This is a genomic window from Paenibacillus sp. FSL R5-0928, assembly GCF_037970385.1.
Taxonomy (GTDB): domain Bacteria; phylum Bacillota; class Bacilli; order Paenibacillales; family Paenibacillaceae; genus Paenibacillus_AQ; species Paenibacillus_AQ odorifer.
Genome location: NZ_CP150225.1, coordinates 4,064,200 through 4,079,881, shown reverse-complemented (window position 1 = coordinate 4,079,881; position 15,682 = coordinate 4,064,200). Strand labels below are relative to the sequence as shown.

Below are 15,682 nucleotides of genomic sequence, written 5' to 3'. Positions count from 1 at the left end.
TACGGAGAGCAGCAAATACAAAGGAGAGAATAGACTATGAGTACATCCTTGTTAGAGTCAAAAGGTTATATTGCCAGCAGTGAAGCTCCATTTATTCAGGAAATGTCAGAGATCACCCGTCATATGTGGGAGCTTGGCTGGGATGAACTGAATGGTGGGAATGTCAGCTATTTGCTGGATGAGAATGAGGTGGCTAAGTATATTAATGTACTGGAGCCGTTGCGCACGATCAAACTCACCTTTCCGGTAAAAGAATTAGCAGGCAAGTATTTTATCGTAACAGGTTCGGGCAAATATTTCAGAAATGTGATTAAAGACCCTGAAGCGAATCTGGGTGTGTTAAGGGTTAGCGGCAATGGCGAAAGTGTGGAAGTATTGTGGGGATTGCGGAATGGTGCAGTTCCTACGAGTGAGCTCGCTTCGCATTTTATGAGTCATATTGAACGCTTGAAAGTAGATCCCACACACCGTATCGTGCTGCATACACATGCTACAAATGTTATCGCGATGACCTTCACGCATGATCTGGACGAACTGAAGTTTACCAAAACACTATGGGAAATGTGCACAGAGTGCCTTGTTGTTTTCCCTGATGGGGTCAGCGTTATTCCGTGGATTGTTCCGGGCAGCAGTGAGATCGGCCGTGAGACTGCCAAAAAAATGAAGGATCACCGTTTAGTCATCTGGCCGCAGCATGGGATTTTTGGCACGGGCTCCACCATGGATGCTACCTTTGGTCTAGTAGAAACGGTTGAAAAGGCTGCAACGATCTACAACTTGATTGGCGGTAGAGAAATCAAACAAAAGATCACAGACCAACAGCTATGGGATTTAGCTAAAGCATTTGGAGTTACACCTAAAGCGGGGATTCTTGAAGTCTAGAGAGTCATTATAATTTGGTGAAAACCGGGCATTCGTAGATTCTGCGAGGTCCGTTTTTTTTTGTCTTTTTCTTAAAATTTGCATTTCCCATCTTTTGGGTAGATAATAAGCTTACTTAAAGTAATCAATTAATAAATTGGAGGTAACATATGAATACAGAGCAACTATTTTCACCTTTTCAAGTGGGGAATCTTTCGCTGTCGAACCGATTTGTAATGGCGCCGATGACACGCGCGCAGTCTCCGAATGGTGTGCCGGGAAGCAATGTTGCCGCTTATTATCGTAGACGTGCAGAGGGTGGAGTGGGATTAATTGTTACTGAGGGTACTGCGGTAAATCATCCAGCGGCTGTCAGTCACCAAGATATTCCTAATATACATGAAGAAGCATCTTTAGAAGGCTGGAAGAAGGTTGTGGAAGAGGTTCACGCAGCTGGGGGCAAGATCATCCCGCAGCTTTGGCATGTGGGGATGGCGCGTACAATCGGCGAGTATCCTAACGTAGAAGCCCTTCCTGTAGGCCCTTCGGGACTGAATTTAGCAGGTGAGCCGGTGACAGAGCCGCTGACCACAGAAGAGGTTGAAAGCTTAGTAACAGCCTTCGCTCAAGCGGCGGCAAATGCCAAAAGCGTTGGCTTTGATGGCATCGAGCTGCATGGCGCTCATGGGTATCTGATAGACCAGTTCTTCTGGGATAGAACGAATAAACGTACCGATCGTTACGGTGGCGATTTGGTAGGAAGAACAACATTCGCTGTCGAGATCATTAAAGCATGCCGTCAAGCGGTTGGACCAGACTTCCCAATCGTGCTGCGCTTTTCCCAGTGGAAGTTGGGGGCGTATGATGAGAAGCTGGCGAAGACTTCAGAAGAACTTGCGAGTTTCCTGGCACCGCTTAGCGAAGCGGGTGTAGATATTTTTCATTGCTCGACCCGACGCTTCAGTCAACCTGAATTTGCTGGCTCTGATCTTAATTTAGCTGGGTGGACTAAGAAGTTTACCGGGAAGCCGTGTATTACAGTGGGCTCTATTGGCCTGCAAAGCGATTTCTTCGCAGAAGATAAAGCTCAGAAGCCTACGGATAATATCGATGAGTTAACTGAAAGGTTCGCTCGGGAGGAGTTTGATTTGGTAGCAGTGGGCAGAGCGCTTATTAGCGATCCAGCTTGGCCTGCCAAAGTACAAAGCGGAGCGATAGACGAAATCATCCCATTTACTCCTGAAGCGACGAATACTCTTTACTAAAACTAGCAGAATATACAATGACTATTTTTTTAGGTAAGAGGTTGTATAACTGTTTCAAGAGTAGTGTATCTGCTTATAATAGTAGCATACCCCCCTTAATATGATAGAACTTGACCCTGCCAAACGTTGGCGGGGTATTTTTTTGTCGATATGCAACGTTCCTTTACATCATTAATAGATCGGGCACTTCTATGTTAGGCCAGCATTATGTTATAATTTTAAATTAGCAAAGTATAAAAATAATTGTTGAACAATAGAGGACGTGAAAACAGCATGACAAAGGGGAACCACAACTCACCGGACTTAAAATCCGGCAAGGGTTCTAAGGATTATTCGAAATATTTTGATTTTAGTGATGCAAAGGTAATTAGTGAAGAAGAAGGTAAGGTTACTTACCGGATTAAAGGAAGAAATGTGCAAATTAATAGCCAGCCTGACTATAAAGAAGGAAAACGGCGCGGCAAGGAAGAAATAGAAGTGCATTATGATTTCGAGATTCCTGAAGAGATGCAGAATTTCGGAGTGGGCAAATATTATCATATAACGACTTATGGCTGCCAAATGAATGAGCATGACACGGAAACGATGAAGGGCCTATTGGAACAGATGGGCTACCGCAGTGTCGCTGACCGTAATGACGCGGATCTCATTTTGCTGAATACTTGTGCGATTCGGGAGAACGCCGAGGATAAGGTATTTGGAGAGCTAGGACATCTTAAGAACCTGAAGATCGAGAAGCCGGGTCTGTTGTTAGGGGTATGCGGTTGCATGTCCCAAGAGGAAGGCGTAGTCAACCGGATTATGTCAAAGCATGGCTTCGTGGATATGATCTTCGGTACGCATAATATTCACAGATTGCCACACCTCATTAAAGAAGCGGTATTTAGTAAAGAGCTTGTGGTTGAGGTATGGTCTAAAGAAGGCGACATTATTGAGAACTTGCCGAAGAAGCGGGAAGGCATGCGCGCTTGGGTGAACATTATGTATGGCTGTGATAAGTTCTGCACGTATTGCATCGTACCGTTTACACGCGGTAAAGAACGCAGTCGTCGTCCAGAGGACGTTATCGCTGAGGTGAGAGAGCTTGCCCGCCAAGGCTTCAAGGAAGTAACGTTGCTGGGGCAGAACGTAAATGCTTACGGTAAAGATTTTACAGACATTGATTACACTTTCGGTAACCTGATGGATGATATGCGTCTGATTGATATTCCGCGCATTCGCTTTATGACATCGCATCCGCGGGATTTTGACGATAAATTGATTGAGGTTTTAGGCAAAGGCGGCAACTTGGTGGAGCATATCCATCTGCCGGTTCAATCGGGAAGTACTGCCGTTCTTAAGAAAATGAGCCGTAAATATACCCGGGAAGCTTATCTGGAATTAGTACGCAAGATTAAGATAAGTGTGCCGAATGCTGTATTAAGTACTGATATTATCGTTGGTTTCCCTGGGGAGACTGATGAGCAATTTGAAGATACCCTATCGCTTGTGCGTGAGGTTGGGTATGATATGGCATATACGTTCATTTATTCTCCACGGGAAGGCACACCAGCAGCGGCGATGGAAGATAACGTACCGATGTCGGTGAAGAGTGAACGTCTGCAAAGATTAAATGATCTCATCAAAGAGAACAGCCGGATCATTAATGACCGGATGCTGGGTGAAGTTGTAGAGGTGCTGGTTGAAGGGGAGAGTAAGAATAACTCCGAAGTCCTTTCTGGCCGTTCCCGAGCTAACAAGCTGGTCCATTTTGAAGGTCCGAAGGAGCTTATCGGCACATTTGTAAACGTGAGAATTACAGATACCAAAACATGGTACATTAAAGGGGATATTGTGGTTGAGGCCGCAGCTGTTCATTAATCACATACGAATGGGGAGATGACTAATGAGTACGGAAGAACAACGGTTGAATAAATATGGAATGAAGACTTATAATACTCGTGATCTGATCGTTCGCGAGGATATTATGGGCAAAGCTAAAGAATTAGCATCATTAATCTCAACCAGCGAAGAGGTTCGCCATTTTCAGCAGGCGGAGCAAAAAATTCTTAATCACGAGCGTGTGCAAGGACTGATTGCAACCATTAAGAAAAAACAAAAAGAAATCGTGGCCTTCGAAAGCTTCAATAATAAAGATATGGTCGCCAAAATTGAACGTGAAATTGAAGTGCTGCAAGATGAGATCGACGGTATTCCTGTCGTCAATGAATTTCAGCAAAGCCAGAGCGATATTAATTATTTGCTCCAGCTAGTAATTTCCGTGATTAGAGATACCGTTTCGGAAAAAATAAATGTGGAAGCCGGCACCGAAGCGCCTCCGACCACATGCGGATAACCCACACTCAGTTCAGGGGGCGGATGCAGATCCGTCCCTTTATTTCAATATAAGAGGTAGAAGTAAGATTCAAGAATATACATAATCCTTATAATTCAACGACAAGGTCGTTTCTCATATAGTCTTTTTTGTAGGATAATGTAAAATAATGGAATTTAGCTGTTGATTTATGAAGAACATGTTTGGTACATTTAAAGATACGAATAAGTAAAACTACAGCTTCGGAAAAGGATGGGGCAATTATGAGCGACAATGGGGAATTAACCTATAACGCCAAAAAATATCGTACACCGGATGGTGTTCCGGCCGACATTGTAATGTTTACACTGACCAAACGCGAACGGAAGACGGTCACTAAGACGCTGCCTTTACGTGAATTGAAGGTAATGTTAATTAGACGGAAAAAATGGCCATGTGCAGGCATGTGGGCTCTACCAGGCGGATTCTGTCAGGAAGATGAGTCTATTTATGATGCTGCAACTCGTGAGCTGAAAGAAGAGACCGGTGTCGATGGAGGTCACTTAGAATATCTTGGAGTTTATAGTACACCTGGCCGCGACCCTCGGGGATGGATAATCAGCCATGCCTTTTTCGCCTTAGTAGAAGAGTGGATGCTGGAACAAAGACAAGCTTCCGACGATGCGGGTGAAGTGGGTTTATTTACGTTGCAGGAAGCGTTAGAAGAACTGGAGCTCGCTTTTGACCACCATGAAATCATCAAGGATGCATACGTACGTATCCAACAGCAAATGCTGCAGACAACGATAGCAAGACAGTTTTTGCCTAGGCATTTTACGCTAAGTGAGCTTTATCAGGTGATTCAGACAGTAGTGCCGGAATTTAAAGAGCCAAATTTTATTCGTAAAATCACGTCAACACGCAGCCGTCAGGGTATATTAAAAGAAGTGAGAGATGAAGAGGGCAATGCACTCAGCTCCAATCAATACTCACAACGCCCGGCTCAGCTGTATATGTTTACAGATCACGAGCCATTGTTGTCCATTTATACGTAGTGTCTTAAATCAGGGGAGGGACGATTCTCATGAGAGCACTAATAGTAATTGACTTTACCAATGATTTTGTCAATGGGAATTTACCGGTTGGGCAGCCTGCAATCGACATCGAGCCAAGAATCAGCCAATTAACATCTGAGTTTGTCCAAAATGGCGATTATGTTGTAATGGCTGTAGATTTACATGAAGACAATGATCCTTATCATCCTGAGAGTAAACTGTTTCCACCTCACAATGTACGAGGGACTGAGGGGCGGGAGCTTTATGGAAGTCTGAAAACTGTTTATGAAGCTGACCAGGATTCCATCTATTGGATGGACAAAACTCGATATAGCGCTTTTAGTGGAACCGATCTAGAGATCAAGCTGCGGGAACGTGGCATTACTGACCTTCATTTGATTGGTGTATGTACAGATATATGTGTTTTGCACACTGCGGTGGATGCATATAACAAAGGTTTTATTATTACTTTGCACGAAGATGCGGTCGCCAGCTTCAACGCGGATGGACATAAATGGGCACTAAATCATTTCCGGGGAAGTTTAGGAGCAGACGTTGTTAAGGCATAATACTATAAAAAACATACACATACAGCAACGTGGATATTAGGAGATGAGGACTTGAAGAGAGAACTTGCGCTACATACAGATAAATATCAGATCAATATGATGTATGCTCACTGGGTGAATGGAAGCCATAAGCGAAAAGCTGTATTTGAAGCTTATTTCCGCAAGTTACCTTTCGGAAACGGCTATGCCGTGTTCGCAGGATTAGAGCGTATCGTTGGGTACATCGGCGGTTTGCGTTTCACCGAAGATGATATCCGTTACTTGTCGGAGCAAGAAGAAAATTACGCTCCCGCTTTTTTGGAAGAACTGCTGCAATTTCATTTTCAGGGCAATGTTTATTCGATGAAAGAAGGGGCGTTGATTTTTCCGGATGAGCCACTAATCCGTGTGGAAGGGACGATCATGGAAGCGCAGCTGGTGGAGACCGCCATTCTGAACTTCATGAACTACCAGACGCTGATCGCTACGAAGGCTTCCCGAATTAAGCAGGTGGCTCCGAATGATATTCTGCTGGAGTTTGGTACCCGACGGGCACAAGAAGCGGATGCGGCGGTCTGGGGCGCTAGAGCGGCTTATATCGGCGGCTTTGATGCAACCTCTAACATGCTGGCAGGTAAAATGTTTGGCATCCCTACCAAAGGTACACATGCGCATTCTTGGGTTCAGAGCTTCAGCAGCGAGCAGGAAGCTTTTGATGCTTATGCCAAGGTGATGCCGGATGAAGTTACACTATTAGTTGATACCTTCGATACGTTGCGCAGTGGTGTGCCGAATGCGATTAGAACCGCCAAAAAGCTTGAAGCTCAAGGTAAAAAGATGATCGGTATCCGCTTAGACAGCGGTGACTTAGCCTATCTATCCCGGCAGGCGCGGAACATGCTGGATGAAGCTGGGCTCGATTATGTGAAGATTGTGGCATCCAATGATTTGGATGAGAATACAATCATGGATCTGAAGCTGCAAGGTGCAGCCATCGACACGTGGGGCGTAGGCACCCAATTGATTACGGCTTCGGATCAACCCTCTTTGGGTGGGGTCTATAAGCTGGTAGAAATTGAGTCCGCAACGGGAGAAATGGTACCGACGATCAAGATTTCTTCTAACCCTGAAAAAGTATCCACGCCAGGCAGCAAGGACGTATTCCGGATTATCGGGAAAAATGGCAAAGCGCTAGCAGATTATATCTGCTTCCCGGAAGAGGAAGCTCCGCGCAACGGCGGTCGGGTGAAGCTGTTTAATCCGCTGCATCCATACATGCACAAGTATGTGGAGCGCTATGAAGCGCTGCCTATGCTTGAGCCGATCTATGTGAACGGCTTCCAGGTCTATACTTTGCCGGATCTGAATGAAGTTCGCCGTTACCATCGGGAGCAGAAGGATCTGTTCTGGCCGGAATATCTGCGTAAGCTCAATCCTGAGGTGTACCGGGTGAATCTGAGTGAGAAGGTCTGGACTAACAAGCAACAATTGATCGCGGAGCATATTCAGCCGGAAATCGAGTAGATTTTGTAGTTTCGATGGAAAGAAGCATGGGAGGATTAGATTCCCGTGCTTTTTTGCGTTTGGGTGAAGCCGACGTTTGGGTGAAGCTTGCGTTTGTTAACTTCGAACGCCGCGAGTTTATTTTCTGAGAGTATATTAAGCCAGCTTGTCTGCGTATATCTGATTTGGCTTTCGTTGCATTTTGTGCAGCAGAACACTAGTTAAAGTATATCGACAAATTACCATAAACCCAAAAGAATAAGTAAATCCCGCAGAATGAGGCGAACCCGGTGCGAGTGAGCGAATCAACGGTATAAATCCCGTAGAATGTGGCGAATCCGTTGCGAGTAGGCAAATCAACGGTATATATACCGTAGAATGAGGCGCATCCGGTGCGAGTAGGCAAATCTACGGTATAAATCCCGTAGAATGTGGCGAATCCGGTGCGAGTAGGCAAATCTACGGTATAAATCCCGTAGAATGAGGCGCATCCGGTGCGAGTAGGCAAATCTACGGTATAAATCCCGTAGAATGTGGCGAATCCGGTGCGAGTAGGCGAATCAACGGTATAAATCCCGTAGAATGAGCCGAATCCGGTGTGAGTGGGCATATCAACGGTATATATACCGTAGAACGGGACGAATCCGGTGCGAGTAGGCAAATCAACGGTATAAATCCCGTAGAATGTGGCGAATCCGGTGGGAGGAGGTAAATCAACGGTATAAATCCCGTAGAATGAGGCGAATCCGGTGTGAGTGGGCATATCAACGGTATATATACCGCAGAACGGGACGAATCCGGTGCGAGTAGGCGAATCAACGGTATAAATCCCGCAGAATGAGGCGAATCCGGTGCGAGTGGGCAAATCAACGGTATAAATCCCGCAGAATGGGGCGAATCCGGTGCGAGTAGGCGAATCAACGATCCCATAAGAAAAGGTGTATCCCCATTCTACGCGATCGCGTAGAACAATGGATACACCTTTTTACATGTCAATGCGAGCAATTTAGTTTAGTTCTTCTTCCGGAATTTCGCAAATGACCAGATGGTAAGCATCAGCAGGAAGCCCAGACATGTGCCTATGCTGATCCGGTTCTGAGTGTCGAAAAGGAAGGAAATCGTGATAACCGACAAACAGATAAGCGTCAAAATCGTTATATAAGGAAAGCCCCACACTTTAAAGCTTGGCTCTTTAGGATAGGTTTTTCGCAGCTTCAGCTGTGATAGACAGATGCTGATCCATACTAAGCTTACTACGAAGCCGGGAACAGCCATCAGCAGCCGGAAAAGTCCATCCTGTGCGAAGTACGCTAACATAGAACCAACAAAAAGAACTATAGCACAAAGTTTAAGACTGTTGATCGGCACACCTTTTGCTGAGGTCTTTGCTAAGCTACGTGGAGCTTCACCCTGTGAAGCCAAAGAGTGTAACATCCGTGTGGCGCCGTAGATACCGGAGTTAGCAGCAGAGAGCACAGCCGTAATCAGTATGAAGTTCATAACATGGTCAGCACCCTTAAGTCCTGTAGCCGCTAACACCTGCACAAAGGGGCTGGTATGCTCGTTAAGCTGATTCCAAGGAATTAACCCACAGATGATCAGAATTGGAATGGTGTAGAACAGAATAACACGCAAAATGAAGCTTTTGACAACTCTAGGCAACACTTTTTCTGCATCTTGAGTTTCTGTTAAGGTTAGTCCAATCAGCTCAGATCCGCCGTAGGAGAACATGACGACCAGAAGGGCAGAGAAGATAGGTGTCCAGCCTTGTGGGAATAATCCGCCATAATCCGTAAAATTACTTAAATAGGGAGTCCCTTCAGACATAGGCAATAGCCCAAACAATAATGCAGCTCCCAAGATAATAAAGATGATAATCATAGCTATTTTGATTCCTGCTAACCAAAACTCCGTCTCTCCATAACCGCTTACACTCATCATATTGATGCCAATAATTAAAGCACCACTTGCTAGACTCAGTAGCCATAACGGAACATCCGGTAACCAGTATTGCAAGAAGCTTCCTGCCGCCAGCACTTCGATCACGCAGACAGTCAACCACATGAAGCAATAGAGCCAACCCACGATAAAGGAAAGCCGTTCTCCAAAAGCCTCGCGAATGAATTCCTTCATATTTTTGTTCGGGTATACCGTGGCCATTTCGGCAATTGCACCCATAACGACTAGTAGCAGCAAGCCTGCCAATACATAGGAGAGAACAACCCCTGGTCCAGCAATGCTTATCGTCTCAGAGCTTCCTTTAAAAATCCCCGTACCGATTACGCCGCCCATCGCCATAAAGCTGATATGCCGTGGAAGCAATTTTTTCTGTAATGATGCTTCGTTTGACTTCACATTTAATGCCTCCTAAGTAGGTTCAAAAAATTACACCAAGAATCAGTTTATCCTGAAATGGACTAGTTGAAAAGTATAAATGATACACATTTGTAGAAATAGAGGTGATTTTTCATCGGTGTGTGATATTTATCATGAACAATGTGATGAATTTAACATCTTAATTTTTAATTTTATTGCTAAATGAAAGTAGATAAATAAGCTTAGGCAACACTTGGAAAATGCAAGATTTGTCACTTCGCGTCTTGCGAAATCAAGTTACAATCGTTGAAAAAGTCAAAAGGATATTATACTAGATGACATTCTGAAAGGGGCTATGTCGGTGGTACAGTTACCAAAAGTGAACGAGCTCGGATTTTTTGAGATTCGTCTGGAGTCAATTGGAGGGTTGGGTGCGAACCTGGCTGGTAAAATGCTTGCGGAAGCAGGTGTTGTCGGTGCTGGAATGAATGGGGTCAGCTTTTCGTCATATGGTTCGGAGAAGAAGGGATCAGCGGTAAAAGCGCATATCCGGTTTTGTGATTTGAACACACCTATTCGTGACACGTCTCCGGTTGAGCGCCCGCATGTTGTTGGGGTATTTCACGAAGCACTAGCAAAGACAGTTAACGTAATTAGCGGAATTTATGAACATAGCACAGTATTGGTAAACTCAGCAAAATCGCCGGAGGAATTGAAATCCTCCCTGAATATGATGGCAGGAACTATTGCAGTCGTTGATGCTACAACTATCGCCTTAGATGAGAAAAACCGCGTTAATATGGCGATGCTGGGCGCGTTGTTCCGGATGTGTGATTTCTTGGACCCTGAAATTATGAAAGGCGTTATAGAGAAATCACTAGGCAAAAAGTATCCACAGGCAGTACAGTCAGCGCTGACTACTTTCGACCGTGGATTTAATGAAGTTAAGTTTATGCATTTTCCACTGCCTGCGGGCGTGACAATGCCTGAATTCGTGCGGTCTGATATTTCCGCATTGGGTTATGAAACACAGCCTATCGGCGGTACCATTACGAATCCTGGGAGCAGCTTTTTAAAGAACTTGAGCATTTCTCGCTCCGGTTTGCTGCCTCATTTTAAGCAGGAGGATTGTATTCATTGTGCGCAGTGCGATACGGTGTGTCCTGATCTGTGTTTTGTTTGGGATGAGCAGCCTGATAAGAAGGGGCGTCCACAAATGTTCCTGCAAGGTATTGATTACCAATACTGTAAAGGCTGTTTAAAATGTGTAGAAGCTTGTCCTACAACTGCCTTGTCTGGCGAACGTGAGGAAGAAGGCTACGCAGAGAGTCATACGGTCCGGCATATTTTTGATCTCGTTACTGAGGCCTAATTAACGGAGGAAAGGTGGAATACACGTGGCAATAGATTATGAAAAAGAAGTAGGCTCTGCTAAAGTAGAGCAGAAATTCCTATATGAATCCGGCAATGAAATGGCAGCTTATGCTGCTCATCAGATTAATTATCATGTAATGGGGTATTTTCCGATTTCTCCATCGACAGAAGTAGCGCAATTTCTTGATACGATGAAAGCGAACGGACAGCATGATATTATGCTGATTCCGTCAGATGGCGAGCATAGCTCTGCTGGAATCTGTTATGGCGCTTCAACGGCTGGCGGACGTGTATTTAATGCTACCAGTGCCCAAGGTTATATGTTCATGCTTGAGCAATTGCCTGTACAAGCTGGTACGCGTATGCCTATGGTTATGAATCTAATCTGCCGTTCGATCTCTGGACCGCTGAATATTCACGGGGATCATTCTGATTTGTATTTTGCCCTGAATACAGGTTGGCCTATTTTAATGTGCCGGGATCCACAATCTGTTTATGATATGAACCTAATGGCATTGAAGCTTGCTGAACATGCTAAAGTTCGTCTTCCGGTAATGGTGGCTTCAGATGGATATTTCACTTCCCACCAGAAGCGCCGCGTACAGGCCTTTACTCATCGGGAGGATGTTCATAAATTTGTTGGAGCACAACCTCCAACAGGTTTCACCGATACTTTAGACCGCAATAATCCGGTAACCGTTGGTCCTTATATGAACGAACCTGACTATATTAACAACCGTTATCAACAGTCCGTAGCTATGTACAATGCGGGTGAAGTTTTTGAAGAAATCGCGAAGGAATTTGCTGAGTTAACCGGACGTTATTATCCAATGATCGAGGAATATCGGATGGAAGATGCTGAAGTAGCAGTATTCTTGATGAATTCTGCCTCTGAGATTATTAAGGATGTTGTAGATCAGCTTCGTTTGCAAGGAATCAAAGCCGGTGCAATCTCGCCGAATATGATCCGTCCTTTCCCGCAGAAGCAAATTGCTGAAGCGCTGAAAAACGTTAAAGCAATCACCGTTGGTGACCGCGCAGATTCTGTTGGCGGACACGGTGGTAACATGGTCAATGAAATTAAGGCAGCCCTGTTCACATATGGCAACACTACGACTAAAGTAATAAGCCGTATTTACGGTTTGGGTGGTAAGGACTTCTACGCAGAAGATGGTCATGCATTTTTCCAATTAGCAATTGATGCTGTTGCTGCAGATCGAGTAGACATACCATTTGATTATTACGGCCACAATCCGGGTACACCAGATAAAGCTCCACAACGTCTTCTGAAGCCAATGGACTTTGACTCACTGAAGACAGGCTTGATCACTGTGAAACAGGATGAAGCAACGGGCAAATTAAGCGTACGGATTCCGCCGCTACGCAGCTTGACGAAGAAACCTAAACGGCTCTCCCCAGGGCATGGTGCGTGTCCGGGTTGTGGGATTTTCTCAGGACTAGAGACTTTCTTCAAAGGGATTGAAGGGGATATCGTCGCACTTTATCATACAGGCTGTGCCATGGTAACGACTACGGGGTACCCGTATTCCTCCCATAAATCAACGTTTATCCATAATCTTTTCCAAAATGGAGCGGCTACCTTGTCCGGTGTCGTAGAGATGTTCTGGGAACGCAAACGTCGCGGTGAGCTGGATGGACTAGGGCTTAAAGAGGACTTTACGTTTGTTATGGTAACCGGAGATGGCGGCATGGACATCGGGATGGGACCGGCAATTGGAGCTGCGCTGCGTGGTCACAAAATGATTATTGTAGAGTACGATAACGAGGGTTACATGAATACTGGAGCACAGCAGTCCTATTCGACACCACTGGGTCATCGTACTTCAACCTCCAGTATCGGCAAGCAGCAGCAAGGTAAAGTGACTCAGCATAAAGATACAGCACAAATTATGGCGGCTACTAACATTCCTTATGTCTTCACGGGTTCGGAGGCTTATCCGCAGGATCTGGTGAAAAAAGCGGCAAAAGCACAGTGGTACGCACAAAACGAAGGTTTGGTGTATGGTAAAATCCTGATCGCATGTCCGCTAAACTGGATGTCTGATGATAAGGAAGGCACTAACATCGTTTCATTAGCTGTTGAGTCTTGCTTCTTCCCGTTATATGAAGTAGAGCATGGTTCTACGAATATCACATATAATCCTGAAGACAAGGGCAAACGTGTCGAGCTCTCAGCATGGCTGAAGACAATGGGTAAAACTCGTCACTTGTTGAAACCTGAGAATGAGCCAGCTTTGCACAGCTTCGAAGAAGAAGTTGAGCGCCGTTGGAATCGTCTCAAGGCAAAACACGAACATCCTGACTTATAAGATGTGTTTATCTCCAGCATATAAAATATGAAAAAACCCGGCAGATTTGTCTGCCGGGTTTTTTGTGGTTAGGGAGCATTTGCGCGTAAGAAACAGTTTTCGGACACCACTGACCTTAAACACAGTCTTCTTTCCCATTTGGAATTCTAACGGACTGCATAGCAGTTATCGGCCCTAAAAACTCCCAATATGAACCCTTTTTGAAGGAATAGTGTCACTGGAGTCCGCGAAACTTCTGAAAAAGCTAAGAACCGGCAAATAACGTCATTTAGGTCCTATGTGTTAAAGACTTGGTCATTTACAATTAGAATAAAGTCCAATTCCCTTTTACTCTTGCATGTTGTTCTGCCCTAACCAGAAGATAGCGGGTACAAATGACAAGACAAGAACTACCTACGATTAAAGCGCCGAGAGCCCACCACCAGCTAATCCCGATATTATCGTATAACGCCCCGCGCACGAGAACCAGACTATATGTGAGTGGAAACAGAAGGGATAGGCCCGTTGCCCATGCTGGGAATACCGCTGGTGGAATACGAACCCCACCAAACAGCTCCATTGGTGCTTGAAAGATGTAATAGAGTAGCCCTGAATCCCTTGAGAATAGAGATATCGCACACAGCAAAGCTCCCCATATAACCGCTGATATCATGATAAGTACTAATACAGGCAATAAGGCGCCCCAGTTAACAGTCGTTGCATCCGCAAGAAAAATGAAAGTCAGGATGGAGAAACAAGCGAACATCCATATTCCGTGAAATAGTGAATATATGGAACGTCCATACAGGAAGGCCATTTTTGACGCTGGGGTTAGGAACACTACCTCAAGTGTGCCCCCTTTGCGTTCTTGTTCGAATAACCATGCGGCTTGCACAACCGTCCAGTATAACTGAAAGACGAGATATCCGCTCAGCAGAAAAAGGGGAATCCGTCCATCTGGTATAACTTTTGAGAGTGCTGATCCTGCTCCTGTTCTAAAGGGCTGCATAGTAAAGTAGGTGGTTAAAAAGGTGAGCGCCGGCCAGAGTAGAAGTGAAAAAAACACTGCGCGTCCCTTAACTCTATTTCGATGCTGCTTAGTGATCTCCGCGCTAAGGGTAAACCATAAGCTATGTAAGTTCATGATACCCTTCCTTCCGAAAGGAGGATAATCGCATCCTCCAAATTAGGTTTTTCGGATGCGAAGCTTTTAATGCTAAGCCCATGCTCCGTAGTCCATGGCAGCAGCTCTGTAATGATCCTATCAGCCGAAGGTGTCTTTACAGAAATGCGCTGCAGTCCATCATTTCGAAGTTCAAGTTTTTCTGTTGCGCAGACACCCATTAATTCCGCAGGCTGAGTATATGTTCGTAGATGCTCTAGTAGCTTGGGACGAAGTGATTCATGCCAGCCTGTAACCTCTAAATGAGCAGTTTGCGAGCCTGCAACCTGATGGACAATCCGCTCAGGTTTGTCACAGAGCAGAAGCTCGCCTCGATTCAGTACATAAACCCGGTCACAGAGTTCTTCGACCTCCTGCAAATAATGGCTGGTCAGAAGGATACCCTTTCCACTGTCCAGTGCAAGCTTTCTTATCGTACCGCGAAGCTGCCTGGCAATGGGGGCATCAAGGCCAAGTGTGGGCTCATCTAGAAATAAGTATTGTGGATCGTTGATAAGTCCGCGGGCGATTTGCAGTCGTTGCTTCATCCCTTTAGAATATTGCTCAACGGGTTGGTCAGCAGCTTGGGTCAAACCTACTTCCTCCAGAAGACGTTCTGCTTCTCTAGCGATTTGAGGGCTGTTCATTCCATAGAGTTTACCGAAGTATTGAAGATTCTCTCTACCAGTGAGTCGCCAGTACAACATTCGTTCTCCTCCGGCGATCATATTTACTTTTTGCTGAATGGCCTGTCGATTCTTGTGCAGTGACATTCCATCGACTTCAATACTGCCTGAGGTTGGCTCTAGGAGAGTAGAGAGCATACGTATTGTAGTGGTTTTTCCAGCGCCATTTAGACCGAGAAGACCTACGATTTCCCCCGCAGCGATATCTAAAGATAGTGATTTCACTGCAGTCACTGATCTTTTTTCCGAACGGAACCAGCCCAGTCTATGTTTGCTTTCGTAAATTTTAGTAACTTCATGCATGTTTATC

The 15,682-nt window shown here is 45.2% G+C and carries 13 protein-coding genes; 9 read left to right on the top strand and 4 right to left on the bottom strand.

The annotated features are described in order from the left end of the window. Positions 1 to 36 precede the first annotated feature (36 nt). The 7 genes from rhaD to MKZ16_RS18285 all read left to right on the top strand — a co-directional run bounded on the left by rhaD (position 37) and on the right by MKZ16_RS18285 (position 7,546). The gene (rhaD, locus tag MKZ16_RS18315; RefSeq protein ID WP_036688060.1) at positions 37 to 882 is read left to right on the top strand and encodes a rhamnulose-1-phosphate aldolase; all 846 of its coding nucleotides are present in this window, start codon (positions 37 to 39) and stop codon (positions 880 to 882) included. A gap of 149 nt (positions 883 to 1,031) precedes the next feature. Continuing rightward, on the top strand, positions 1,032 to 2,126 hold the full coding sequence (locus MKZ16_RS18310) for an NADH:flavin oxidoreductase (RefSeq protein WP_038571652.1): 1,095 nt from the start codon (positions 1,032 to 1,034) through the stop codon (positions 2,124 to 2,126). A gap of 273 nt (positions 2,127 to 2,399) precedes the next feature. Then, the gene (gene miaB / locus MKZ16_RS18305; RefSeq protein WP_038571650.1) at positions 2,400 to 3,986 is read left to right on the top strand and encodes a tRNA (N6-isopentenyl adenosine(37)-C2)-methylthiotransferase MiaB; all 1,587 of its coding nucleotides are present in this window, start codon (positions 2,400 to 2,402) and stop codon (positions 3,984 to 3,986) included. A 25-nt stretch (positions 3,987 to 4,011) separates the two neighbouring features. Continuing rightward, positions 4,012 to 4,461: a YlbF family regulator gene (locus MKZ16_RS18300; protein ID WP_036688057.1), complete on the top strand. Its 450-nt coding sequence runs from the start codon at positions 4,012 to 4,014 to the stop codon at positions 4,459 to 4,461. 242 nt (positions 4,462 to 4,703) lie between these two features. Beyond that, on the top strand, positions 4,704 to 5,474 hold the full coding sequence (locus MKZ16_RS18295) for an NUDIX domain-containing protein (RefSeq protein ID WP_036688055.1): 771 nt from the start codon (positions 4,704 to 4,706) through the stop codon (positions 5,472 to 5,474). Positions 5,475 to 5,503: 29 nt separating this feature from the next. Beyond that, positions 5,504 to 6,043, top strand: a complete 540-nt coding sequence (locus tag MKZ16_RS18290) for an isochorismatase family cysteine hydrolase (protein ID WP_038571647.1) — start codon at positions 5,504 to 5,506, stop codon at positions 6,041 to 6,043. A gap of 51 nt (positions 6,044 to 6,094) precedes the next feature. Then, positions 6,095 to 7,546, top strand: a complete 1,452-nt coding sequence (locus MKZ16_RS18285) for a nicotinate phosphoribosyltransferase (RefSeq protein ID WP_036688051.1) — start codon at positions 6,095 to 6,097, stop codon at positions 7,544 to 7,546. Between the two features lie 196 nt (positions 7,547 to 7,742). Here the strand turns inward: MKZ16_RS18285 and MKZ16_RS18280 are convergent, their stop codons facing one another. Together MKZ16_RS18280 and MKZ16_RS18275 are read right to left on the bottom strand one after the other, a co-directional pair. Further along, a complete protein-coding gene (locus MKZ16_RS18280; protein ID WP_339814388.1) occupies positions 7,743 to 8,390 on the bottom strand; it encodes a hypothetical protein in 648 nt (215 codons plus the stop codon). A gap of 146 nt (positions 8,391 to 8,536) precedes the next feature. Continuing rightward, the gene (locus tag MKZ16_RS18275) at positions 8,537 to 9,880 is read right to left on the bottom strand and encodes an amino acid permease (RefSeq protein WP_036688050.1); all 1,344 of its coding nucleotides are present in this window, start codon (positions 9,878 to 9,880) and stop codon (positions 8,537 to 8,539) included. A 322-nt stretch (positions 9,881 to 10,202) separates the two neighbouring features. Here MKZ16_RS18275 and MKZ16_RS18270 point away from each other — a divergent pair, with 322 nt between their 5' ends. Continuing rightward, a complete protein-coding gene (locus MKZ16_RS18270; RefSeq protein ID WP_038571642.1) occupies positions 10,203 to 11,213 on the top strand; it encodes a 2-oxoacid:acceptor oxidoreductase family protein in 1,011 nt (336 codons plus the stop codon). Between the two features lie 25 nt (positions 11,214 to 11,238). Continuing rightward, positions 11,239 to 13,545 carry a thiamine pyrophosphate-dependent enzyme gene (locus MKZ16_RS18265; RefSeq protein ID WP_076103970.1) on the top strand — a complete coding sequence of 769 codons (2,307 nt, stop codon included), beginning with the start codon at positions 11,239 to 11,241 and terminating at the stop codon, positions 13,543 to 13,545. A gap of 304 nt (positions 13,546 to 13,849) precedes the next feature. On the opposite strand, the gene MKZ16_RS18260 is transcribed toward MKZ16_RS18265, so the two are convergent. Both MKZ16_RS18260 and MKZ16_RS18255 read right to left on the bottom strand, forming a co-directional pair. Next, complete coding sequence (locus MKZ16_RS18260) at positions 13,850 to 14,668, bottom strand: ABC transporter permease (protein ID WP_076103969.1); 819 nt, start codon at positions 14,666 to 14,668, stop codon at positions 13,850 to 13,852. Further along, positions 14,665 to 15,675: an ABC transporter ATP-binding protein gene (locus MKZ16_RS18255; RefSeq protein WP_038574550.1), complete on the bottom strand. Its 1,011-nt coding sequence runs from the start codon at positions 15,673 to 15,675 to the stop codon at positions 14,665 to 14,667. Before MKZ16_RS18255 ends, MKZ16_RS18260 begins: the two co-directional genes overlap by 4 nt. Between the last annotated feature and the right edge of the window lie 7 nt (positions 15,676 to 15,682).